This is a genomic window from Streptomyces sp. CoH27, assembly GCF_020181035.1.
GTDB classification, from domain to species: Bacteria; Actinomycetota; Actinomycetes; order Streptomycetales; family Streptomycetaceae; genus Streptomyces; species Streptomyces camelliae.
The window spans coordinates 229,442-250,780 of record NZ_JAIQYY010000008.1 but is presented as its reverse complement, the minus strand read 5'-3'; the positions used below and the strand labels follow the sequence as shown (position 1 = coordinate 250,780).

Below are 21,339 nucleotides of genomic sequence, written 5' to 3'. Positions count from 1 at the left end.
TTCGTTCGGCTACGCTGAGTGTCGGCTGGTTTGCAGCGACAGGGAGGGCGCATCATGACGTTGATGACAGAGCGACCGGTGATAAGCGTGCCCGAGCCCCGCGACGGCTTTGAGGAGATGTTGAGCGTCCTCGACGGGTTGGACGTGCGTGACGGCTACAAAGCCGAGATCATCAGGGGGAAGATCGTTTTGTCGCCGTGGTCGAAGGGGTACTACACCCGCGTCATGAGGCGGGTGTGTGACCAACTGCAGCCGCACCTCCCCGAGGGCCACATCATCGAGCGGACTCCTCAACTGTTCGTCTTTCCAGGTGTAGAGCGTGCTTACGGGCCGGACATTCATGCGGCCCACGAGCGGACATACGAAACAGACAGCACCCACCTGGACGGAGAGGGCCTTTCCTTGGTGGGCGAGCTGACCTCCTCTTCGACCAGGCACATCGACCTGACGGACAAAGTCGAGATGTATGGAAAGTCCGGTGTTCCCATCTACCTGGTCCTCGACATGCAGGAAGAACGAGCCACTGTCTTCTGGTTGCCGACAGACCGTGGCTACCAGGCACGCGTGAGCAAATCCTTCGGTGAGAAGCTCGACATCCCGGACCCGTTCGGTTGCTTGCTCGATACAGCGGGCTTCAAGGAAATCGCCTCACACTGACGGCAGCACCAGCCCCCACGCCCCCTCCACCACCCGCCACGTCCGCCTCCGTACCGGCCCTGAGAGCCGCGCGTCGGCGCGGTAGCGGAAGTCCGGGCCGGTGACCGACACCGTCCGCCCGGACGCCCGTACCGGCGTTGCCTCCGCGCCCACCGACAGCGGGCGGATCTCCACCTCGGCCAGGCCGGACGAACCGGGGGTCACCGTCACCGCCTCCACCGGCTGGTCCAGGTCCACCAGGGTCTCGCCGTCCAGCTGGACCAGCAGACGGGCCGGGCCGGGGGAGGGGACGGTGGAGAGGCGGGGTGGGCGGGCGGGCAGGGTGCGGGAGAGGAGCGTGCGGTACCAGGGGGCGGACGGGGACACCGGCTCCCGTGCGATCGTACGGGCCGTACGGGTCGGCGGGATCGTCACGTCCGTCAGGACCAGCCCGTCGCTGTCGTCCAGCAGCAGGTCCAGGCGGCGCTCCACCCCGTCCAGCACGGTCCGCGCCGCCGCCACCGCCCCGGCCGGTACGCCCAGGGACCGGGCCAGAGACGTTTCGCCGACCGGGACCACCGACAGGCCGCAGCCGGCCGGCTCGCGCTCGCGGTGCAGCAGGGTGACCGCCCGGAGCAGAGCGTGGTCGTCGCCGATCACCACCGGCCGGCGCGAACCCCTCCGGCCCAGCGCGCGAGCGAATTCCTCCGGGCTGTCCGGGAGACACACCTTCGCCGCCGCACCCGCGCTGAGCACGTCTTTCGCGATACGTACGGACTCCCCGTCCGCCTCCCGTGCCGCCGGATCGATGATCACCAGCAGCTGCTCGGACGTCGCGAAAGTCGCCACCTCGGTCCTGCCTCGCTTCCTCGGGTAGCATCTTTGTGCAAGAGCCCCTTGCGCTATTGCGCCAGGGGCTTCGTCTATTCCGGGGCATCCGGTCCGACGGTTGGCGACCAACGGCGGTCGCTGTGGCACGCGGCGGTGAACCTTACGCCCACGCCCCCGACCTTGGACATGCCCCGCCCGGAAGGGGTGTACGCGCGTGCCCGCACTTGTGCTGCTCGGTGCTCAGTGGGGTGACGAAGGCAAGGGGAAGGCGACCGACCTGCTCGGTGGCTCGGTGGATTATGTAGTGCGCTACCAGGGCGGCAACAACGCCGGCCACACGGTCGTCGTCGGCGACCAGAAGTACGCGCTCCACCTCCTCCCTTCCGGAATCCTCTCCCCCGGCTGTACGCCGGTCATCGGTAACGGTGTCGTCGTCGACCCGTCGGTCCTGCTCTCCGAGCTGAGCGGTCTGAACGAGCGAGGCGTCGACACGTCCAAGCTCCTGATCAGCGGTAACGCGCACATCATCACGCCGTACAACGTGACCGTCGACAAGGTGACGGAACGCTTCCTCGGCAAGAGGAAGATCGGTACGACGGGGCGCGGCATCGGGCCGACGTACGCGGACAAGATCAACCGCGTCGGCATCCGGGTCCAGGACCTGTACGACGAGTCGATCCTGACCCAGAAGGTCGAGGCGGCCCTCGACGTCAAGAACCAGCTCCTCACCAAGCTGTACAACCGGCGCGCGATCGCCGTGGACCAGGTGGTCGAGGAGCTGCTGGGCTACGCCGAGCAGATCAAGCCGTACGTCACCGACACCGTCCTGGTCCTGAACCAGGCGCTGGAGGAGGACAAGGTCGTCCTGTTCGAGGGCGGTCAGGGCACCCTCCTCGACATCGACCACGGGACCTATCCCTTCGTCACGTCCAGCAACCCGACGGCGGGCGGTGCGTGCACCGGCGCCGGCGTGGGCCCGACGAAGATCAGCCGGGTCATCGGCATCCTCAAGGCGTACACGACCCGCGTCGGCGCGGGCCCGTTCCCGACCGAGCTGTTCGACGCGGACGGCGAGGCGCTGCGCCGGATCGGCGGCGAGCGGGGTGTGACCACCGGCCGTGACCGGCGCTGCGGCTGGTTCGACGCCGTCATCGCCCGGTACGCGACCCGCGTCAACGGCCTGACCGACTTCTTCCTCACCAAGCTGGACGTGCTGACCGGCTGGGAGCAGATCCCGGTCTGCGTCGCGTACGAGATCGACGGCAAGCGCGTCGAGGAGCTGCCGTACTCGCAGAGCGACTTCCACCACGCGAAGCCGGTCTACGAGACGCTGCCGGGCTGGTCCGAGGACATCACGAAGGCCAAGTCCTTCTCGGAGCTGCCGAAGAACGCCCAGAACTACGTCAAGGCGCTGGAGGAGATGTCCGGCGCCCCGATCTCCGCGATCGGCGTGGGCCCGGGCCGGGACGAGACGATCGAGATCAACTCGTTCCTCTGAGTCCGGACACGTTCCGACTGGTCGCGCCCCCGTCCGGCTTGCTCATGCCGGCGGGGGCGTTTTCCGTTGTGCGCCCGTTCGGGCTCGACCCGCTCCTCGGGCCGGTCATGGACATGAAGTTCCTTGACCGGCCCTTGGGCTGTTCGTGGTTCTCAGGGGAATGAGTCGAAGGCAAGCATCTACGCGGGTAGTTGCCTGCGTTCCTCCCTCCTTCTCATCTTCGCTCCAGGAGCCCTGTATGCCTGTCAGCCCCATGAATCGCCGGGAGTTCGTGAAGAAGTCGGCCGTCACCGGAGCGGCCGTCGCCGCGGCCGGGACCGTCGCCGCGGCCCCCGCCCAGGCCGCCGAGCAGAAGCGCGAATGCAAGCCGCGCACCTGGTCGTTCTCCATCCTCGGCACCACCGACCTGCACAGCCACGTCTTCGACTGGGACTACTACAAGGACGCCGCCTACACCGACAAGGCGGGCAACTCGGTCGGCGTCGCCCGCGTCGCAACCCTCATCAAGCAGCAGCGCGAGGCCAAGGGCGAGGACCACGTCCTCCTCGTGGACGCCGGTGACATCATCCAGGGCACCTCGCTCGCCTACTACTTCGCCCGCGTCGACCCGATCACGGGCACCGACGGCAAGAAGGGCCCCAAGCACCCGATGGCCGTGGCCATGAACCACATGCGCTACGACGCCGCCGCCCTCGGCAACCACGAGTTCAACTACGGCATCGAGACCCTGCGCAGGTTCGAGAAGCAGTGTCACTTCCCGCTGCTCGGCGCGAACGCGCTGGACGCGAAGACGCTGCGGCCCGCCTTCCACCCGTACACCGTCAAGCGCATCTGCGTCCCCGGTGCCCCGGACATCAAGGTCGGCATCCTCGGCCTCACCAACCCCGGTATCGCCCTGTGGGACAAGGACAACGTCAGCGGGAAGATGGTCTTCCCCGGACTGGTCGAGCAGGCGAAGAAGTACGTGCCGAGGCTGCGGGCGCTCGGCTGTGACGTGGTCTTCCTGACCGACCACTCCGGCCTCGACGGCTCCTCGTCGTACGGCGACGAGCTGCCGTACGTCGAGAACGCCTCCAACCTGGTCGCCGAGCAGGTGCCGGGCATCGACGCGATCCTGGTGGGCCACACCCACGTCGAGGTCCCCTCCTACACGGTGAAGAACGCGGAGACCGGTGAGGAGGTGCTCCTCTCCGAGCCGTACTGCTGGGGCTACCGTCTGAGCGTCTTCGACTTCGAGCTCGAACTGCACCACGGCCAGTGGAAGGTGACGAGCAAGACCGCTCAGACCCTCAACCCCAAGGACGTGGACGAGGACCCGGAGATCAAGAAGCTCCTGGAGGCCGACCACGAGCTGGTCGTGAAGTACGTCAACACCGCGGTCGGCACCTGCACCGAGAACCTCTCGGCGGCCGAGTCCTGCTGGAAGGACGTGCCGATCATGGACTTCATCCAGAAGGTCCAGGCCGACACGGTGAAGGCGGGCCTCTCGACGGCCGACGCGGCCCTCCCGGTGATCTCCGTCGCCGCGCCGTTCAGCCGCACGGCCGACATCCCCCAGGGCAACGTCACCATCAAGGACATCGCCGGGCTCTACATCTACGACAACACCCTGTACGGCAAGAAGCTGACGGGCGCCCAGCTCAAGGACTACCTGGAGTACGCGGCGAAGTACTACCACCAGGTCCCGGCCGGCACGAAGGTCGACACCGCGACCCTCACCAACGCCAACAACTTCTGGGACTACATGTACGACGTGGCGGCGGGCGTCGACTACGAGATCGACATCGCCCAGGCGGAGGGTTCGCGGATCAAGAACCTCTCCTACAACGGCGCCCCGGTCGCGGACGACCAGGTGTTCGTGGTCGCCGTCAACAACTACCGCGCGAACGGCGGTTCCGGTTACCCGCACATCGCCTCGGCGCCGATCGCGTACAGCTCCACGAACGAGATCCGGCAGCTGATGATCGACTACGTGACGACGACGAAGACGCTGGACCCGGCGACCTTCGCGAAGGTCAACTGGAAGCTGACGCAGGCGGGTACACCGGTCTTCTAGACGCGCCCACCCCGCTGTTCACGCGCGGGCCACCGCTCTCGGGGGCGGTGGCCCGCGAGTCTTGTTCCGGTCAGCTGAAGACGATCATCGAGCCCTGGGCCAGCGACCGTGTCGCCGCCGCGTGCAGGCCCAGCCACACGTGCCGTTCGCGGGCGAAGGGGCTCGGGTCGTAGGGGGCCGGGACGGCCGGCTCCTCCAGTTCCGTGGGGGCCGTGGGGGCGGCCGGCGCGGCCGGGGGGTTGGCCGGGTCGATGCCGAGGGACGGGGCCACGTACTCCAGTTCGCGCAGGAGCGTCTGCGAGGAGCCCAGCGGGCCGCCCCCCGCGAGGAGTTCGTCGTTGGACAGCGGGTGCGGGAAGTCGACCGGGACGTACGCGCCCGCGTGGTCGTAGTGCCAGACCAGATGGGACTGCTGGGCCGTGGACTCGAACATCTCCAGCAACTGCTCGTAGTCGCCGCCCAGTTCGCCCACCGGGGTCACGGGCAGTCCGCAGACCTGGAGCAAATACGCCCGGCGCAGGAAGTGGAGGGCGTCGTAGTCGAAACCGGCGACGGGCGCGACCTCGCCGGACAGGCCCGGCATGTACTGGTACACCGGCACCGGGGGGAGCCCGGCAGCCGCCAGGGCGTTGTTGTACTGCGCGAGTTCCTCGGCGAACGGGTTGTCCGGGGTGTGGCACAGGACGTCCACGAGCGGTACCAGCCACAGGTCACAGGCCAAAGAGGGCTCCCTCGCACACAGAAAGGTCCACAGCAGGTGGTCAGGGAAGGGTACCCGTCGCTCAGCCGTTGGTCAGGTGTTCCAGCAGGGCCAGCGAGTGGGCGTTGGCGGCGGCCACGATCTCGCGGGCGGCCTCGGTCTCGCGGCGGGCCAGCGCGTCGACCAGGTCCGTGTGCCCGGCCCAGAGCCGGCCGCGCAGGTCGGGGAGGCGGAGCAGGTGCTGCACCGCGCAGACCCAGGACTGCACGCGCAGCCGGTGCAGGAAGTCGCCGAGGTAGGGGTTGCCGAACAGGGCGCTCAGCTCGCGCCAGAAGCGCAGGTCGTAGCCGATGAGGATGGTCAGGTCACCGGCGGCCGCCGCACGCTGGGCCTCCTCGCCCCGGCGCCGGACGGTGGCGAACGCGGCGGCCGAGCGGGGGTCCTCCGGCGGGGTGCGGAAGACGGGGTGCTCGGTGGACAGGGCCTGGAACATGCCGTTGGTGACCAGGCTGCGGGCCTCGATCATGTTCCGGTAGTCGGTGAGCGAGTACTCCGGCACCCGGAAGCCGCGGTGCTGGTCGGCCTCCAGGATGCCCTGCGCGGACAGGTCGACCAGCGCCTCGCGGACGGGGGTGGCGGAGACCCCGTACTGGTCGGCGATCTCCTTGACCGTGAACGCCCGGCCCGGTCGCAGCCGCCCCGCCAGCACCTCGTCGCGGAGCGCGTCCGCGATCTGCTGGCGCAGGGTGCTGCGGGTCACGGCGCCGTTGCCGGGCATGGTCGGGTCACTCCTCGCGCGTAGATGGCGTACTCGTCGTCCCCTACGGGACTTCTTACGAGCACGTCACCTTACGCGTTCGAACCAGCCCGGCGGCAGCCGGTCACTCCGTGTATGTGTCGGCGACGCTCAGCGCCGCGTCGAGGGCGGCGAGGCCCTCCTTCAGCTCGGCCTCGGTGACATTGCAGGGCGGGACCACGTGGGTGCGGTTCATGTTCACGAAGGGCCACAGGCCGTGCTGCTTGGCGGCGGCCGTGAAGGCGGCCATGGGGGCATTGGCCTCGCCGGCCGCGTTGTACGGCACGAGCGGCTCGCGGGTCTCGCAGTTCCTCACGAGCTCCAGCGCCCAGAACATGCCGGTGCCGCGGACCTCGCCGACGCTCGGGTGGCGCTCGGCCAGGGCGGCGAGGGCGGGCCCGAGGAGATCGGCGCCCAGGCTCTTGGCGTTCTCGACCACGCCCTCCTCCGCCATCACGTTGATCGTGGCGACGGCGGCGGCGCAGGCCAGCGGGTGCCCGGAGTAGGTCAGGCCGCCCGGGTAGGGGCGCTTGCCGAAGGTCTCGGCGATCGCGCCCGAGACGGCGACACCGCCCAGCGGGACGTAACCCGAGTTCACGCCCTTGGCGAAGGTCATCAGGTCGGGTACGACACCGAAGAGGTCGGCGGCGAACCACTCGCCCGTGCGCCCGAAGCCGGCCATGACCTCGTCCAGGATGAAGACGATGCCGTGGCGGTCGCAGATCTCGCGGACCCCGGCCAGATAGCCGGGCGGCGGGACCATGATCCCGGCCGTGCCCGGGATGGTCTCCAGGATGATCGCGGCAACCGTCCCCGGACCCTCGAAGGCGATCGTCGTCTCCAGGTGCTCCAGCGCCCGCGCGGTCTCCTGCTCCTCGGTCTCGGCGTAGAAGCGGGAGCGGTAGAGGAACGGCGCCCAGAAGTGGACGACGCCGTTCGTGGCGCTGTCGCTCGCCCAGCGGCGCGGGTCGCCGGTGAGGTTGACCGCCTGCTGGGTGCCGCCGTGGTACGAGCGGTACGCCGAGAGCACCTTCGGGCGTCCCGTGTGCAGCCGCGCCATGCGCACCGCGTGCTCGACGGCGTCCGCGCCGGCGTTGGTGAAGAAGATCTTGTCCAGGTCGCCCGGGGTCCGTTCGGCGATCAGCCGGGCCGCCTCCGAACGCGCCTCGACCGCGAAGGCGGGCGCGAAGGTGGTCATCCGTGCCGCCTGCTCCTGGATCGCCGCGACGACCTTGGGGTGCTGGTAGCCGATGTTGGTGAAGACGAGCCCGCTGGTGAAGTCCAGGTACCGCTTGCCGTCGTAGTCCCAGAAGTACGACCCCTCGGCGCCGGCGACGGCGAGCGGGTCGATGAGGTCCTGGGCGGACCAGGAGTGGAAGACGTGCGCGCGGTCCGCGGCCTTGACCGCGGCGCCGGTTTCGGGGTTGGGCTGAGGGGTCATGCGGACGAGCGTAAATGTCCGCGATGCGGAAGCGACATCGGCGTCCTGTTCCGTGGGAGGGGGGTTTCCACGACAGAATGTCTATGGACAGCATGCTGTCGAAGTGACAGCATGCTGTCATGAATGCCATGACGGGATCGGCTGACCGGCGGGTGCATCTCGCGGTCTACGACAGCCTCGCCGACTGGGAGACGGGGCATACGACCGCGTATCTGGCCCGTGCCGGGTACGAGGTGGTGACGGTGGGGCCCGGCCGGGAGCCGGTGACGAGCATCGGCGGGCTGCGGATCCTGCCCGACCTCGCGCTGGACGAGCTGCGCCCCGAGGACAGCTCCCTGCTGATCCTGCCGGGCGCCGACCTCTGGTCCGCCGGCGACTGCCTCGCCCCCCTCGCCCGCGCGGCGCGCGCCTTCCTCGACGCGGGTGTGCCGGTGGCCGCGATCTGCGGGGCGACCGCCGGCCTCGCCCGCGAGGGGCTCCTCGACGACCGCGCCCACACCAGCGCCTCCCCCTTCTACCTGGCGCAGGCCCCCGGTTACGCCGGGGGCGACCGCTACGTGGAGGCGGACGCCGTGACCGACGGCGGCCTGATCACCGCCGGGCCCACCGAGCCGGTCGCCTTCGCCCGGGAGGTCTTCCGGCTCCTCGGGGTGTACGAGGGTGAGGTGCTGGACGCCTGGTACCGGCTGTACCACGACTCCGACGCGGAGGCGTACTTCGTGCTCCAGCAGGCCGGTGGCCGGTGAGCCGGAAACACCAGGACCTCCTCAGCCGCGGTGCCGTCGGCACCTTCCGGCTGAACGGCCAGTTCCTCGCCGTCGCCGAGGAGCTGGCACGGCCGGCCGGTCTGACCGCCGCCTGGTGGCAGGTGCTGGGGGCGGTGCTCGGGGAGCCGCTGCCGGTCGCCGGGGTCGCGCGGGCCATGGGCATCACGCGGCAGAGCGTACAGCGCATCGCCGATCTGCTGGTGGAGCGGGGGCTCGCCGAGTACCGGCCGAACCCGGCCCACCGGCGTGCGAAGCTCCTCGCGCCGACCGAGGAGGGCCGGGCGGCCGTGGCGCGCATCGGCCCGGGGCACGCGGCCTTCGCCGGGCGGCTGGCGGCGGCGATGGGCGAGACCGAGCTCGCCGAGGCGGTACGGCTGTTGGAGCGGCTCTCGGAGGTCCTGGACCAGCTCGGCAGGCCCGTTATGGAACCGTAGAGCGGGGGCCGGGCGACTCCTCGTAGAGCCGGATTATCCTCGGTCCGGTCGCACACGTATGCGTGCGCGTCGTGGTGCGTGTCGGGGGGAGGCGGGGTGGCCATGGAGAAGCTGGGGTCGGGGGATCCGCAGCAATCGGGGGCTATCGGCTGCTGGCGCGGCTCGGGGCCGGCGGGATGGGGCACGTGTATCTCGCCCGGTCGGACCGGGGCCGTACCGTCGCCGTGAAACTCGTCCGTGCGGAACTCGCCGCGCAGGAGGAGTTCCGGGCCCGCTTCCGGCAGGAGGTGCAGGCCGCGCAGCGGGTCGGCGGGTACTGGACCGCGCCCGTGCTCGACGCGGACACCGAGGCGGCCGTGCCGTGGGTGGCGACCGGGTACGTGGCCGGGCCCAGCCTTCAGCAGGTCGTCGGCCGGGATCACGGGGCGCTGCCCGAGCGGTCGGTACGGATCCTCGCGGCCGGGCTCGCGCACGCGCTCAAGGACATCCACGCGGCCGGGATCGTGCACCGGGATCTGAAGCCGTCGAACGTGCTGGTGACGATCGACGGGCCGCGCGTCATCGACTTCGGGATCGCGCGGGCGCTGGAGACGACCTCGCTGGGCGGGGAGGGGCTGACGCATGCGGGCGCGCTGGTCGGGTCGCCCGGGTTCATGGCGCCGGAGCAGGTGCGGGGGGACCGGATCACGCCGGCGTGCGACGTCTTCTGCCTGGGGTCGGTGCTGGCGTACGCGGCGACCGGTGCGCTGCCGTTCGGTACGGCCGACAGCGGTGCGCACGCGTTGATGTTCCGGATCGCTCAGGAGGAGCCGGATCTCACGGGCGTGCCGGAGGGGATCGCCGACCTGGTGCGCGCATGCCTGCGCAAGGATCCTGGGGGGCGGCCTTCGCTGGACGTGATTCTTGAGCGGATCGGCGCGGAGGGCACGGTGTCCGGGGGGCGGTCCCGGGATCCCTGGCTGCCGGCCGTGCTGGTCGCTCAACTGGGCCGGCACGCTGTGCAGTTGCTGGAGGTCGAGAATCCGGACGGGGGGACCCCGGCTGCGACTCCGGCGCCGGAGCTCCCACCCGCACCGCCCGCGCAGTCTTCGTCGCCGGGTGCGGGCGGTGCCGGCCCGAAGAGCGGGGCGGAGTCGTCGCCCGAGCATGCCGCCGCCTCCGATGAGGGCGGTGCCGATGCCGGTGTCGACCGGTTGCCCACCGTTGTGGCGGTGCCCGGGGCGCCCGCCGTGCCGCCGGGGTCCGGGTACGGGCAGGCGCAGCCGCATCCGCAGCCGGCTCCGCCGTATCCCCAGCCCCAGCCCCCCGCGCCGTACGGCTACCCGCAGCAGCCGTACGGCTCCTACGGCGGCGGACTCGGCTCCACCCCGCCCTACGGGCCGATGCCTCCCGGCCCGGAGGAGGAGCCGGAGCGGCGCAGCGGGCGGTCGACCGCGCTGCTCATCGTGGTCGCGCTGGTCGTGGCGCTCGGCGCCGGCGGATCGGTGTACGCGCTGATGAACGGCGGCGGGCACACCCAGGGCGGCGGGAAGAGCCCGTCGCCCTCCGCCACCTCCGCGCCGGCGGACGGAGGTACCGGCGGGACGTCGGGGGCGCCCTCCCCGGCCGGCTCCGGGCCGTCCTCCTCCGCGTCCACGTCCACGGACGGAGCGGTGCCGGCCGGCTATCTGGGCACCTGGAGCACGACCATCGACAACGCCAACGGGACCAATACCCGCCAACTGACCATCCGGCAGGGCCAGGTGGGCGACACCGTGCTGACGCTGGTCGCGGACGGGCCGACCGACGGCGGTGGGTCGTACCACTGTGTCTTCGAGGCCAAGCTCGACCGACAGCCCAGCGGGAACGGGCCGTTGGAGATCGGGCCGTCCACCGTCAGCTCCGGCGAGCCCGCCTCCTCCTGCACCCCGGGCGAGGCCACCGAGATCACACTCCAGCCGGACGGCACGCTGAAGCGGGAGAAGACGAGCGGCGGGGAGAGCCTGACGTACACCAGGCAGTGAGCGGGCGACCGGCTGAGCAGGCCGGGTGAGGTCCGCTGCGGTTCGGCAGCGGACTTGAGGGGCGCGGGGCTGCGTCTGGTGTGCGGCTGCCGCCGCGAGGGGGCCCGGGTTCGAGCGAAGCCGAGAACGTGGGGGAGCGACCGGCCGCGACGGCGCTGCGAACAACCGACGACCGTGTCACGGCACTTCCGGCGGAGCGCTCAGCGGGGCTCCGGCGGGCGCTGCCTCGGCATGTTCGGGCGGGTGCCGTTCGCCGGGGGGAGCGGGAAACGCCCCCCGAAGCCCCCGCCCTCCTGCCTCGGCACCGCCGCCACCGCCGTCTGGATGCCCAGCGGCGCCGAACCGGTCCGGAACTCGACCATCCAGTCGGTCGTCTCGGTGCGGACCAGCTCGGCGACGTCCTCGGAGAACCGCCGCAGCACGCCCAGACACCGCTCGGCCGCCTCGCTCGCCGTGCCCTCCGCCGGGCCCAGCACCTCGCGGATGCTCTCGGAGGCCCAGTCGAACTGCAGGGCCTGCAGGCGCCGCTGCACCGCCTGGGCCGTGGCCACGTCCCGCATCCAGCCGGAGGTCACGCCGAAGAACCGGTCGATGCCGACGCAGGCCACCGCGAGGAGCAGGGCCAGGCAGCCCCAGGGGGCCACGCTGTGGGCGGCCCCGGTCAGGTCCAGCAGGGGCAGTGCCGCGCCGGCCGTCACACCCGCCGCCGCGCCGGCCCGCAGCACGCGCGCGCCGCGCCGCTTCCACACGCGGTCGCGCAGATACCAGGACGCGGTCTGGAGCGCCCCGCGCTCCACCCACCGGTACAGCTCGTCCAGCCGTTCGGCGGGCTCCCCCCAGTCCCCGAGCGGAAAGGCCCGCCCGGTCACATCGCCCGGCCGCAGCCCGGACCGACCCTCGCCCCGCCCGTCCTGAGGCGGACCCTCGGGCTGCATCTCCGGCTGACCCACCCGGCACTCCCAACTGATCCCGAACCGATCCCGATCCGATCCTGACTGAAACCGTCCGACCCGAACCCGTCTGATCTCGACCAATCACCCAGCGTGACACTTCGCACCGACACTCCGCCGGACCCTGCCGACACCCTGCCGACGCGCGGGCCCCCTTCCTACCGCCCAATGGGTGGCGAAGACTGGGCTTTCCCGGCTTTTCCGCCCGGAAGAGGGTCTTGATCAGGTATAGGGCTCCTGGACTTCTCACTCGAAAGAGTGGCGGGGCGACGGGGGCGTGGACCACGTAGGCTCATGCTCAGCGGAGAAAACGTTAAGGAGCTGATCGTGTTTCCCGGTGGTGGCCAGCCCAACATGCAGCAGTTGCTCCAGCAGGCCCAGAAGATGCAGCAGGACCTGCAGCGGGCGCAGGAGGAACTGGCGAACACGGAGGTCGACGGGCAGGCCGGCGGCGGTCTGGTGAAGGCCACCGTGACCGGCTCCGGCGAGCTGCGCGCGCTCCAGATCGACCCGAAGGCGGTGGACCCCGAGGACACCGAGACCCTCGCCGACCTGATCGTGGCGGCCGTGCAGGCGGCCAACGAGAACGCGCAGGCGCTCCAGCAGCAGAAGCTCGGCCCGCTGGCCCAGGGCCTCGGCGGCGGCACGGGCATCCCCGGTCTGCCGTTCTGAGTCCGGGGCAACTACGGTACGTACCGAAAGGTCTCCAGGAAGGGCAGTCCGGTGTACGAAGGCGTGGTCCAGGACCTCATCGACGAGCTGGGGCGGCTTCCCGGCGTCGGTCCCAAGAGCGCGCAGCGGATCGCCTTTCACATCCTGCAGGCGGAACCGACGGACGTGAAGCGTCTCGCCCAGGCGCTCATGGAGGTGAAGGCGAAGGTCCGCTTCTGCGCGACCTGCGGCAACGTGGCACAGGAGGAGCTGTGCGGCATCTGCCGTGACCCGCGCCGCGACCCGTCGGTCATCTGCGTGGTGGAGGAGCCGAAGGACGTCGTCGCCATCGAGCGGACCCGCGAGTTCCGCGGGCGCTACCACGTCCTCGGCGGCGCCATCAGCCCGATCGAGGGTGTCGGTCCCGACGACCTGCGTATACGAGAACTTCTCGCGCGGTTGGCCGACGGGACGGTCACGGAACTGATCCTGGCGACGGACCCGAACCTGGAGGGCGAGGCGACAGCGACGTACCTCGCCCGGATGATCAAGCCCATGGGCCTGAAGGTCACCCGCCTGGCCAGCGGCCTCCCGGTGGGTGGCGACCTGGAATACGCGGACGAGGTCACGCTCGGCCGCGCCTTCGAGGGGAGACGACTCCTAGATGTCTGACGCCACACTGCACGCGACCGGTCGCAACCCGGACGACTTCGCGGTCCAGATCGCGGACCAGATCGAGAGCTTCCTGGTGGCCGTCACGGAGGTGGCGAGGGGCGACGAGCCCGGCTCGACGGTGCCCTTCCTCCTCCTGGAGGTCTCCCAGCTGCTGCTGGCCGGCGGCCGCCTCGGCGCGCACGAGGACATCGTCCCCGACGAGCGCTACGAGCCCGACCTGGGCCCGGAGCCGGACGTGGACGAGCTCCGCGAGAACCTCGCCCGCCTGCTGGAGCCGGTGGACGTGTACTCGGAGGTCTTCGACCCCTACGAGCCCCGCAGGCCCGCGGTCCCGGCCCGTATCTCCGACGACCTGGCCGACATCATCACCGACCTGCGCCACGGCATGGCCCACTACCGCGCGGGCCGCACCACCGAGGCCCTGTGGTGGTGGCAGTTCTCCTACTTCTCCAACTGGGGCCCCACAGCCTCCTCCGTCCTGCGCGCCCTCCAGTCGGTCCTCATCCACGTCCGCCTCAACCAGCCCCTGGAGGAACTGGACGGCCTCGACACCGACCAGGCCACGATGGGCGACGAGACGCTGGAGTTCGAGGCGGGCCGGGTCATGGCGGAGGAGATCGGGACGCCGCTGGGGATGCGACGGGGGAAGTAGGGACGAGTTCGCCCTGCGCAGGAGATGGGTGTGAGCCAGTACAGCAACTGGGCTGACGTCAAGCGGCGGCTGCGGGAGATCCGAGAGGAAAGGGGCTGACACAGGCTGAGGTGGCCGGTGCCTCCGTCAAGCTTCCCGATCCCGTGAACGTCACTCTGGACACCGAGCCGCTCAAGGAGTTCAGCGACTGAGCAGCAGGCGGAAGCCGATGCCTCGGACCTGTTCCAGGGTGATCGTCTCGGGGAGTTCGGCGCGCAGTGCCGTCACGTGGGCGTCCAGGAGGGAGTCCGTCAGGCCGGGGAGGCAGGCGAGTTGGGCGCGGGTGAGCACACGGTCCGGGTGGGCGAGGAAGTGAGCGAGGAGCGTGCGTTCCGGCTCCGATAGGTTCAACTCGTCCACGTCTACCCGGACTTCGGGCGGACCGGGCAGCGGTAGCCGTACCGTCGCGCGGATGCGGTCGATGATTCGTGACGCCTCGTGCGGTTCGTCCACGTAGTCGTCCGCGCCCATCTCCAGGGCCGTCACCCGGTCGCGTTCGGTGCGGACGAGCGCGATCAACGGTGTGGTCGTACGGGAGCGCAGGGTTCGGCACGCCGGCAGGGACGTAGGGCCGACGATGATCACGTCGTGGCCGTCCTCCGGTCCGCTTCCGTGGTCCGCCTCGTAGCCGTGGGCCCGTAAGGCGTCTGCCAGTGTCTCGTCGTCCTCCAGCAGAAGTACGCGCACGACCGCACCCTAGCGGCCGGGCCACAGTCCCCACAGGCCTTTGGCCATCGTCATGGCACCGCCCGCCAGGGCCAGGAGGAGGACCAGGTGGCGGGCCCGGCGTTCGGGGATGCGCGCGGCGATGGCATGGCCGATCACCGCGCCGGTCGCCATCGCGACGCAGACGGCCGCCCACTGCACGCCGGTCAGGTGAGGGGTGCCGTTCGCCGCTATCGAGAAGGCGTTGACCGCCACGCCGTAGAACTGGGCGTTCGGCACGAACTCCCGTACCGTCCAGCCCGCGTTGAGGGCGTACAGGGACACCGGTGGGCCGCCCACGCCCGCTGCCGCGTTCATGAAGCCGCCCAGGGCGCCCGCCGTCACCGCTCCCTTGCCGCCGCGCAGTGCCGGGACCCGTGCGCCGCGCAGGACCAGCAGCACGGCCGCCGTCACCAGGGCGCCCATCGTCAGCAGCAGGACCGGGTGCGGGAGCCGGCGGGTCAGCCAGGCGCCCGCCGGTACCGTGCAGGCCGCCGCCAGGCACAGCGGGACCATCGCCGCCGGGCGGACCCGGCGCCAGCCGCCGGCCAGGCCGACCACGCTGATGGCGCCGGCGGCGCAGTTCGCGAGGATCACCCCCTGGGCCGGGCCGAGCAGCAGCACCAGGGCCGGTACGGCGACCAGGGCGAAGCCCATGCCGGTCAGCCATTGGACGCCGGCGCCGAGCAGGACGATCGACGCCAGCAAGATCTCCGTCACCCCCGTATCCCCGCCCATGTCCGTGTCCCTGTCCATGCCGGGGAGGTCAGTGTGACCCAGCGCACTTTCCCGCGTGGTGTGGCAGAGGCTGGGCAGGTACCGGACCGCGGACGTCCGGTGGCCACCGTGACCATGTCTCACCATGCGGGAGCAGGGTGGTGGATTTCGGGCGCTCGTTAGACTGAGCCGACACAAACGAACCGAGCGAGGAGCGCACGTGGGCCTTGTCGTGCAGAAGTACGGAGGCTCCTCCGTAGCCGATGCCGAGGGCATCAAGCGCGTCGCCAAGCGGATCGTGGAAGCGAAGAAGAACGGCAACCAGGTTGTCGTCGTCGTTTCCGCGATGGGCGACACGACGGACGAGCTGATCGATCTCGCCGAGCAGGTTTCTCCGATGCCTGCCGGGCGTGAATTCGACATGCTGCTGACCGCCGGAGAGCGGATCTCCATGGCCCTGCTGGCGATGGCGATCAAAAACCTGGGTCACGAGGCCCAGTCGTTCACGGGCAGCCAGGCAGGCGTCATCACCGACTCGGTCCACAACAAAGCCCGGATCATCGACGTCACGCCGGGCCGGATCCGGGAGTCGCTCGACAAGGGCAACATCGCGATCGTCGCCGGGTTCCAGGGTGTCAGCCAGGACAAGAAGGACATCACCACGCTGGGGCGTGGCGGGTCCGACACCACGGCCGTGGCGCTCGCCGCCGCGCTCGACGCCGAGGTCTGCGAGATCTACACCGACGTCGACGGCGTGTTCACCGCCGACCCGCGTGTGGTGAAGAAGGCGAAGAAGATCGACTGGATCTCCTTCGAGGACATGCTGGAGCTCGCCGCCTCCGGCTCCAAGGTGCTGCTCCACCGCTGTGTGGAGTACGCCCGCCGCTACAACATCCCGATCCACGTCCGGTCCAGCTTCAGCGGGCTGCAGGGCACGTGGGTCAGCAGTGAGCCGATTGGGGACAAGCAGGTGGAGCAGGCCATCATCTCCGGTGTCGCGCACGACACCTCCGAGGCCAAGATCACGGTCGTCGGCGTGCCGGACAAGCCGGGTGAGGCCGCCGCGATCTTCCGGACCATCGCCGATGCCGAGATCAACATCGACATGGTCGTGCAGAACGTGTCCGCCGCCTCCACCGGGCTGACGGACATCTCCTTCACGCTGCCGAAGACCGAGGGCCGCAAGGCCATCGACGCGCTGGAGCGCAACCGGTCGGGCATCGGCTTCGACTCGCTGCGCTACGACGACCAGATCGGGAAGATCTCGCTGGTCGGCGCCGGGATGAAGACCAACCCGGGCGTCACCGCCTCCTTCTTCGAGGCGCTGTCCGACGCGGGCGTGAACATCGAGCTGATCTCGACCTCCGAGATCCGTATCTCGGTCGTCACCCGCAAGGACGACGTCCCCGAGGCCGTCCGCGCCGTGCACACCGCCTTCGGGCTGGACTCCGACAGCGACGAGGCCGTCGTCTACGGAGGCACCGGCCGATGAGCCGGGGTACGGGCCGATGACCGGCCCGCTGACCCGCAAGCCGACGCTCGCGGTCGTGGGAGCGACCGGGGCCGTCGGCGCGGTCATGCTCCAGATCCTGTCCCAGCGGGCGGACGTCTGGGGCGAGATCAGGCTGCTCGCCTCCCCGCGCTCGGCCGGCCGCAAGCTGGCCGTGCGCGGGGCGGAGGTCGAGGTGACGGCCCTGACGGAGGACGCCTTCGACGGGGTCGACGTCGCCATGTTCGACGTCCCGGACGAGGTCGCCGCCGAGTGGGCGCCGATCGCCGTCGCGCGCGGCGCGGTCGTCGTCGACAACTCGGCCGCCTTCCGGCTGGACCCCGAGGTGCCGCTCGTGGTGCCCGAGGTCAACCCGCACGCCGCACGGATCCGGCCGCGCGGGATCATCGCCAACCCCAACTGCACGACCCTGACGATGATCGTCGCCCTGGGCGCGCTGCACGCCGAGTTCGGGCTGCGCGAGCTGGTGGTGTCGTCGTACCAGGCGGTGAGCGGGGCGGGGCGGGCCGGCGTGGACACGCTGCGGGCCCAGCTGTCCCTGGTGGCCGACACCGAGCTGGGGACCTCCCCCGGTGACGTACGGCGGGCCGTCGGCGAGAACACCGGGCCGTTCCCGGAGCCGGTCGCGCTGAACGTGGTGCCGTGGGCCGGGTCGCTGCGCGAGGACGGCTGGTCCTCGGAGGAGATGAAGGTCCGCGACGAGTCCCGCAAGATCCTCGGGCTGCCGAAGCTGCCGGTCGCCGTGACCTGCGTCCGGGTGCCCGTGGTCACCACGCACTCCCTGACCGTCCACGCCCGCTTCCAGGGCGAGGTCACCGTCGACGGCGCCCGCGAGATCCTCGCGACCGCGCCGGGCGTGGTGCTCTACGACGACCCGGCCGCCGGTGAGTTCCCGACCCCGGCCGATGTCGTGGGCACCGATCCGACCTGGGTGGGTCGGGTACGGCGGGCCCTGGACGATCCGACCGCGCTGGAGCTGTTCGTGTGCGGGGACAACCTCCGCAAGGGTGCCGCGCTGAACACCGCGCAGATCGCGGAGCTGGTCGTGGCGGAGCGAAGCGGCCACTGAGTCCGAAAATCCGCAGAACATTTGTAGGATCTGCGTAAGAAATGTGGCCGGAAGCATGGTCCAATGCACTTGATCCATTGGTTCACGGCAACAGAGGATTTCCCTCCCCGCCCGCGCAACCGTGCGCAGGGCGGGGAGCGTCTTTGCGGTCACTCTTCGGGCGGTGGGGACGCCGTGAGCGGACCGGGCGTGGGGAAGCCCGTCCACATCGGACATAGGGGAAGAGCGGGACGCATGACGGCTCTTGAGGCACCGTCGGTTGTCGCACATGTGACGCCCGGCACGTACAACCCTGGCGGGGTCGGACGTGTCCAACAGGCGTGGCAGAGGTACTCGAACTCCGTGCGGCCCGCGGCACCGCTGCGCTCCGGCCGCCCCGTGCGGCGCTCCGGCCCCGCACGTCCGGCGGCATGCCGGTGATCGCGCCCATGCCCGCCGCGCGGCCCGCCCGCGTACCCGGTCAGCGCGACGCGGCCGACGCCGAAGGGGCCGCGGCGACCGTGGTCGCCGGGACGACCGTCGACCACCTCACCGAGACCTACCGCGCGCACTACCGCTCGCTGCTCGGTCTCGCCGCGCTGCTCCTCGACGACACCGCCTCCTGCGAGGACGTCGTCCAGGAGGCCTTCATCCGCGTGCACTCCGCCCGCAAGCGGGTGCGCGACCCCGAGAAGACCCTCGCGTACCTCCGCCAGACCGTCGTCAACCTCTCCCGGTCCACGCTGCGCCGGCGGATCCTCGGCCTGAAGCTGCTCTCCAAGCCGATGCCCGACATGGCCAGCGCGGAGGAGGGCGCCTACGACCAGCTGGAGCGCCGGGACCTGATCAAGGCGATGAAGGGCCTCCAGCGCCGCCAGCGCGAGGTCCTCGTGCTGCGCTACTTCGCGGACATGACCGAGGCGCAGGTCGCCGAGACCCTCGGGATCTCCCTGGGCTCCGTGAAGGCTTACGGTTCGCGGGGCATCGCCGCGCTGCGGGTGGCCATGGAGGCACCGGCATGAGCGAGCGAGGGACGGCATGAAGCGCCATGAGCAGCGCCATGAGCAGCGCTTTGAGCAAGAGCACACGCAATCGCACGCTGGGAACGGAATGGTGAACCACGGCCCCGACGAGAAGCACCCCGAGGGGCGCGGCCCGGATCCGGACCAGGGCTTCGGCTCACTGTCCGGCGCCGGTCCCGAGAAGCTCGCCGCGGAGCTCGGCGGGCTCGGGAGCGAGGAGCTCGCCCTGCGGCGGCTGCTGCACTCCGTCGTCGACGACATCGAGCCGCGCACCGGGACGCTGGAGCATCTGCGCCGGGCGGTGCCCGCCCGGCGGGCCCGCAAGCGGCAGGCCGTCGTCGGGATGGCCGCCGCGGCCCTGTTCCTCGGCACCGCGATCCCGGCCCTCGTACACGTCTCGGACTCCGGTGGTTCCGACCCCGACACCGTCATGGCGGGTCAGTCCTCCCAGGCCCAGGGCGGCACCGGGCAGGGCAAGGACGAGACCGGCGGCACGGGCGGCACGAAGGACACGGGCGGTACGAGCGCCCAGCCCGGCAGGCCGCACGGCGGACGCGGCGAGAAGGGCCGCGGCGGCGCCGGAACCACCGGTTCCACCGGCGGCGCCAACCCGAGCGCCTCGGTCTCCGCGGGCGGTGCCCCGTCGTGCACGGCGGCCCAGCTGGGCTCCGCCACCGGCAGCGCCGAGGCCCCCGACTCCGCCGGCGTGGTCTACGGCGTCTTCAAGGTCACCAACATCTCCAAGGCCGCCTGCGCCGTCAGCGGCGCGGGGTCCGTCACCCCCGCCGCCCGGGGCGCGGCCGACCCGGCCAAGATCACCACCGCTCGGCACACCGCCGGCGACGCGGCGACCGGACTGCCCGACCCCTCCCAGGAGGTCTCCGGGCTGGTCCTGCAGCCCGGCGCGGCCTACGCCGAGAAGTTCGCCTTCGTGCCCTCGCAGACGTGTCCCACCACCGGCGGCGGCACCAGCACCGGCGGCACCACGACCGGCGGCGCCTCGCCGACCCCGAGCCCGACCCAGGGCGCGAGTGCCACCGGCGGCTCGGACGCGGGGACGGGATCCACGACGCCGGGTACGACCACCCAGACGGTCACGGAGGAAGGCACGGCCGACGGGAGTGTCGTGGTGACGCACACGGCACAGGGCGGCTCGCCGTCGGCCTCGGCGACCGTGCCGGGTGAGTGCGCCGGGGTCGTCTACTACACCGGGGTGCTGGCGGGGTCGTAGAACCCTCTGCACCGGGGTGCTGGCGGGGGTCGTAGAACCGTTTACACCGGGGTGCCGGCGGGGTCGTGGAACCGTCGCTACGGGGCGCTCACCGTCGCCGGAGCCGTCTCCTCCTCCGGCACCAGGCCCAGCTCGGCGTCCCGTACCGCCTCCGCCTCGCGGCGCAGCAGGCGGAACCACATGAAGACCACGAAGCCGGCGAAGACGAACCACTCGCCGGTGTAGCCGAGGTTCTGGAAGGCCTTCAGGTCCAGGCCGGTGCCCTGCGGGGCGCTCGCGGGGACGGCCTTCATGCCGGAGTCGGCCTTGTCGAGGGTGATCCAGGCGTCGTACAGCTTGTCCGGCACCAGGTTCACCAGCGAGGCCGAGCTGATCGCCGCCGTCTGGCCCGAGGGGAGTCCGCCGCCCGCGCTGACGCCGTTGTCGCCCGGCGTCTCGGAGGCCTGGAGCGCGCCGGTGACGGTGACCTCACCGGTGGGCGGGGCCGGGGCCTTCGCCGCGTCCGCCGTGCCGGGCAGCCAGCCCCGGACCACCGGCAGGGACTTACCGGAGCCGGTGCGCAGCAGGGTCAGGACGTAGAAGCCGCTCTTGCCGTCGACCTGCCGGCCGGGCACCAGCAGCTGGGTGCCGTACCGCCCGTGCGCGCTGACCCGGCGGCCGGAGGTCGCCTTGTCGACGGGCAGCATCCGGTCCAGCGGCTGTGCGGTCTCGTGCCGGTCGGAGGCGGCCTGCTGCGTCGCGGCGCGGCTGTCGTGCACCCGCCCCTCGAACCGGCTCAGCTGCCACGACCCCATGAAGATGCAGAACGGGATGGCGAGCAGCACGAAGACGTTGATGCCCCACCAGCGGGGTGTCAGCAGAAACCGGTACACGCCCTCCACGGTACGGCGCCCCCGCCGCCCGCCCGCCCGCGGGGCGGCCCCTCAGGGTCTGGCGGCTCTCAGGAAGCAGATCAGCGGGATGCGCGGGTGGCCGGC

General features: G+C 70.9%; 20 protein-coding genes and 1 pseudogene. 13 read left to right on the top strand and 8 right to left on the bottom strand.

All coding sequences use genetic code 11. The annotated features are described in order from the left end of the window. The first annotated feature begins 54 nt into the window (after positions 1 to 54). Positions 55 to 657: a Uma2 family endonuclease gene (locus LE548_RS15295; protein WP_225097373.1), complete on the top strand. Its 603-nt coding sequence runs from the start codon at positions 55 to 57 to the stop codon at positions 655 to 657. Here the strand turns inward: LE548_RS15295 and LE548_RS15290 are convergent. After that, positions 649 to 1,485: a diacylglycerol kinase gene (locus LE548_RS15290; protein WP_225097372.1), complete on the bottom strand. Its 837-nt coding sequence runs from the start codon at positions 1,483 to 1,485 to the stop codon at positions 649 to 651. The genes LE548_RS15295 and LE548_RS15290 overlap by 9 nt on opposite strands. 196 nt (positions 1,486 to 1,681) lie before the next feature. Here LE548_RS15290 and LE548_RS15285 point away from each other — a divergent pair, with 196 nt between their 5' ends. Beyond that, complete coding sequence (locus tag LE548_RS15285) at positions 1,682 to 2,965, top strand: adenylosuccinate synthase (RefSeq protein ID WP_225097371.1); 1,284 nt, start codon at positions 1,682 to 1,684, stop codon at positions 2,963 to 2,965. Positions 2,966 to 3,203: 238 nt separating this feature from the next. Further along, positions 3,204 to 5,021, top strand: a complete 1,818-nt coding sequence (locus LE548_RS15280) for a bifunctional UDP-sugar hydrolase/5'-nucleotidase (RefSeq protein ID WP_225097370.1) — start codon at positions 3,204 to 3,206, stop codon at positions 5,019 to 5,021. Positions 5,022 to 5,091: 70 nt separating this feature from the next. On the opposite strand, the gene LE548_RS15275 is transcribed toward LE548_RS15280, so the two are convergent. The 3 genes from LE548_RS15275 to LE548_RS15265 form a co-directional block, all read right to left on the bottom strand. Further along, positions 5,092 to 5,742 (bottom strand): hypothetical protein, encoded by a 651-nt coding sequence (locus LE548_RS15275; RefSeq protein WP_225097369.1) that lies wholly within the window; start codon positions 5,740 to 5,742, stop codon positions 5,092 to 5,094. 61 nt (positions 5,743 to 5,803) lie between these two features. Further along, entirely contained in the window at positions 5,804 to 6,499 is a 696-nt protein-coding gene (locus tag LE548_RS15270; RefSeq protein WP_225097368.1) for a GntR family transcriptional regulator, read from the bottom strand. 103 nt (positions 6,500 to 6,602) lie between these two features. After that, positions 6,603 to 7,958, bottom strand: a complete 1,356-nt coding sequence (locus LE548_RS15265) for an aspartate aminotransferase family protein (protein WP_225097367.1) — start codon at positions 7,956 to 7,958, stop codon at positions 6,603 to 6,605. Positions 7,959 to 8,086: 128 nt separating this feature from the next. On the opposite strand from LE548_RS15265, the gene LE548_RS15260 reads away from it, so the two are divergent. The 3 genes and pseudogenes from LE548_RS15260 to LE548_RS15250 all read left to right on the top strand — a co-directional run bounded on the left by LE548_RS15260 (position 8,087) and on the right by LE548_RS15250 (position 11,162). Continuing rightward, positions 8,087 to 8,704: a type 1 glutamine amidotransferase family protein gene (locus tag LE548_RS15260; protein WP_225097366.1), complete on the top strand. Its 618-nt coding sequence runs from the start codon at positions 8,087 to 8,089 to the stop codon at positions 8,702 to 8,704. Then, positions 8,701 to 9,159, top strand: coding sequence for a MarR family winged helix-turn-helix transcriptional regulator (locus tag LE548_RS15255; protein ID WP_225097365.1), 459 nt, complete (start codon positions 8,701 to 8,703; stop codon positions 9,157 to 9,159). Before LE548_RS15260 ends, LE548_RS15255 begins: the two co-directional genes overlap by 4 nt. 102 nt (positions 9,160 to 9,261) lie before the next feature. Next, positions 9,262 to 11,162: pseudogene (locus tag LE548_RS15250) on the top strand (serine/threonine-protein kinase). A gap of 200 nt (positions 11,163 to 11,362) precedes the next feature. Here LE548_RS15250 and LE548_RS15245 read toward each other — a convergent pair. Beyond that, positions 11,363 to 12,112 carry an SLATT domain-containing protein gene (locus LE548_RS15245; protein WP_225097364.1) on the bottom strand — a complete coding sequence of 250 codons (750 nt, stop codon included), beginning with the start codon at positions 12,110 to 12,112 and terminating at the stop codon, positions 11,363 to 11,365. 327 nt (positions 12,113 to 12,439) lie between these two features. On the opposite strand from LE548_RS15245, the gene LE548_RS15240 reads away from it, so the two are divergent. Genes LE548_RS15240 through LE548_RS15230 form a run of 3 tightly spaced genes read left to right on the top strand, consistent with a single transcriptional unit; the run spans position 12,440 to position 14,090 of the window. Continuing rightward, the gene (locus tag LE548_RS15240; protein ID WP_225097478.1) at positions 12,440 to 12,784 is read left to right on the top strand and encodes a YbaB/EbfC family nucleoid-associated protein; all 345 of its coding nucleotides are present in this window, start codon (positions 12,440 to 12,442) and stop codon (positions 12,782 to 12,784) included. A gap of 51 nt (positions 12,785 to 12,835) precedes the next feature. Then, positions 12,836 to 13,435: a recombination mediator RecR gene (recR, locus tag LE548_RS15235; protein ID WP_076094544.1), complete on the top strand. Its 600-nt coding sequence runs from the start codon at positions 12,836 to 12,838 to the stop codon at positions 13,433 to 13,435. Next, complete coding sequence (locus LE548_RS15230) at positions 13,428 to 14,090, top strand: DUF5063 domain-containing protein (RefSeq protein WP_225097363.1); 663 nt, start codon at positions 13,428 to 13,430, stop codon at positions 14,088 to 14,090. The genes recR and LE548_RS15230 overlap by 8 nt, the downstream gene beginning before the upstream one ends. Positions 14,091 to 14,270: 180 nt before the next feature. Here LE548_RS15230 and LE548_RS46020 read toward each other — a convergent pair whose 3' ends face one another. Next, entirely contained in the window at positions 14,271 to 14,816 is a 546-nt protein-coding gene (locus LE548_RS46020; protein WP_225097362.1) for a response regulator transcription factor, read from the bottom strand. 9 nt (positions 14,817 to 14,825) lie between these two features. After that, positions 14,826 to 15,590, bottom strand: coding sequence for a sulfite exporter TauE/SafE family protein (locus tag LE548_RS15220; protein WP_225097361.1), 765 nt, complete (start codon positions 15,588 to 15,590; stop codon positions 14,826 to 14,828). Positions 15,591 to 15,771: 181 nt separating this feature from the next. On the opposite strand from LE548_RS15220, the gene LE548_RS15215 reads away from it, so the two are divergent. The 4 genes from LE548_RS15215 to LE548_RS15200 all read left to right on the top strand — a co-directional run bounded on the left by LE548_RS15215 (position 15,772) and on the right by LE548_RS15200 (position 20,362). Continuing rightward, positions 15,772 to 17,043: an aspartate kinase gene (locus LE548_RS15215; protein WP_225097360.1), complete on the top strand. Its 1,272-nt coding sequence runs from the start codon at positions 15,772 to 15,774 to the stop codon at positions 17,041 to 17,043. 16 nt (positions 17,044 to 17,059) lie between these two features. After that, entirely contained in the window at positions 17,060 to 18,130 is a 1,071-nt protein-coding gene (locus tag LE548_RS15210; protein ID WP_225097359.1) for an aspartate-semialdehyde dehydrogenase, read from the top strand. Between the two features lie 320 nt (positions 18,131 to 18,450). Then, positions 18,451 to 19,131 carry a SigE family RNA polymerase sigma factor gene (locus LE548_RS15205; RefSeq protein ID WP_374116097.1) on the top strand — a complete coding sequence of 227 codons (681 nt, stop codon included), beginning with the start codon at positions 18,451 to 18,453 and terminating at the stop codon, positions 19,129 to 19,131. An 88-nt stretch (positions 19,132 to 19,219) separates the two neighbouring features. Further along, entirely contained in the window at positions 19,220 to 20,362 is a 1,143-nt protein-coding gene (locus LE548_RS15200) for a hypothetical protein (RefSeq protein ID WP_225097358.1), read from the top strand. Between the two features lie 77 nt (positions 20,363 to 20,439). On the opposite strand, the gene LE548_RS15195 is transcribed toward LE548_RS15200, so the two are convergent. Next, a complete protein-coding gene (locus LE548_RS15195) occupies positions 20,440 to 21,234 on the bottom strand; it encodes an SURF1 family protein (RefSeq protein ID WP_225097357.1) in 795 nt (264 codons plus the stop codon). Positions 21,235 to 21,339 lie beyond the last annotated feature (105 nt).

Excerpts from the sequence above, each read along its gene's own strand:
- LE548_RS15295 (WP_225097373.1), top strand. The coding sequence starts at position 55 with ATGACGTTGATGACAGAGCGACCGGTGATAAGCGTGCCCGAGCCCCGC.
- LE548_RS15280 (WP_225097370.1), top strand. The coding sequence starts at position 3,204 with ATGCCTGTCAGCCCCATGAATCGCCGGGAGTTCGTGAAGAAGTCGGCC.
- LE548_RS15270 (WP_225097368.1), bottom strand. The coding sequence starts at position 6,499 with ATGCCCGGCAACGGCGCCGTGACCCGCAGCACCCTGCGCCAGCAGATC.
- LE548_RS15265 (WP_225097367.1), bottom strand. The coding sequence starts at position 7,958 with ATGACCCCTCAGCCCAACCCCGAAACCGGCGCCGCGGTCAAGGCCGCG.
- LE548_RS15260 (WP_225097366.1), top strand. The coding sequence starts at position 8,087 with ATGACGGGATCGGCTGACCGGCGGGTGCATCTCGCGGTCTACGACAGC.
- LE548_RS15230 (WP_225097363.1), top strand. The coding sequence starts at position 13,428 with ATGTCTGACGCCACACTGCACGCGACCGGTCGCAACCCGGACGACTTC.
- LE548_RS15220 (WP_225097361.1), bottom strand. The coding sequence starts at position 15,590 with ATGGACAGGGACACGGACATGGGCGGGGATACGGGGGTGACGGAGATC.
- LE548_RS15210 (WP_225097359.1), top strand. The coding sequence starts at position 17,060 with ATGACCGGCCCGCTGACCCGCAAGCCGACGCTCGCGGTCGTGGGAGCG.
- LE548_RS15200 (WP_225097358.1), top strand. The coding sequence starts at position 19,220 with ATGGTGAACCACGGCCCCGACGAGAAGCACCCCGAGGGGCGCGGCCCG.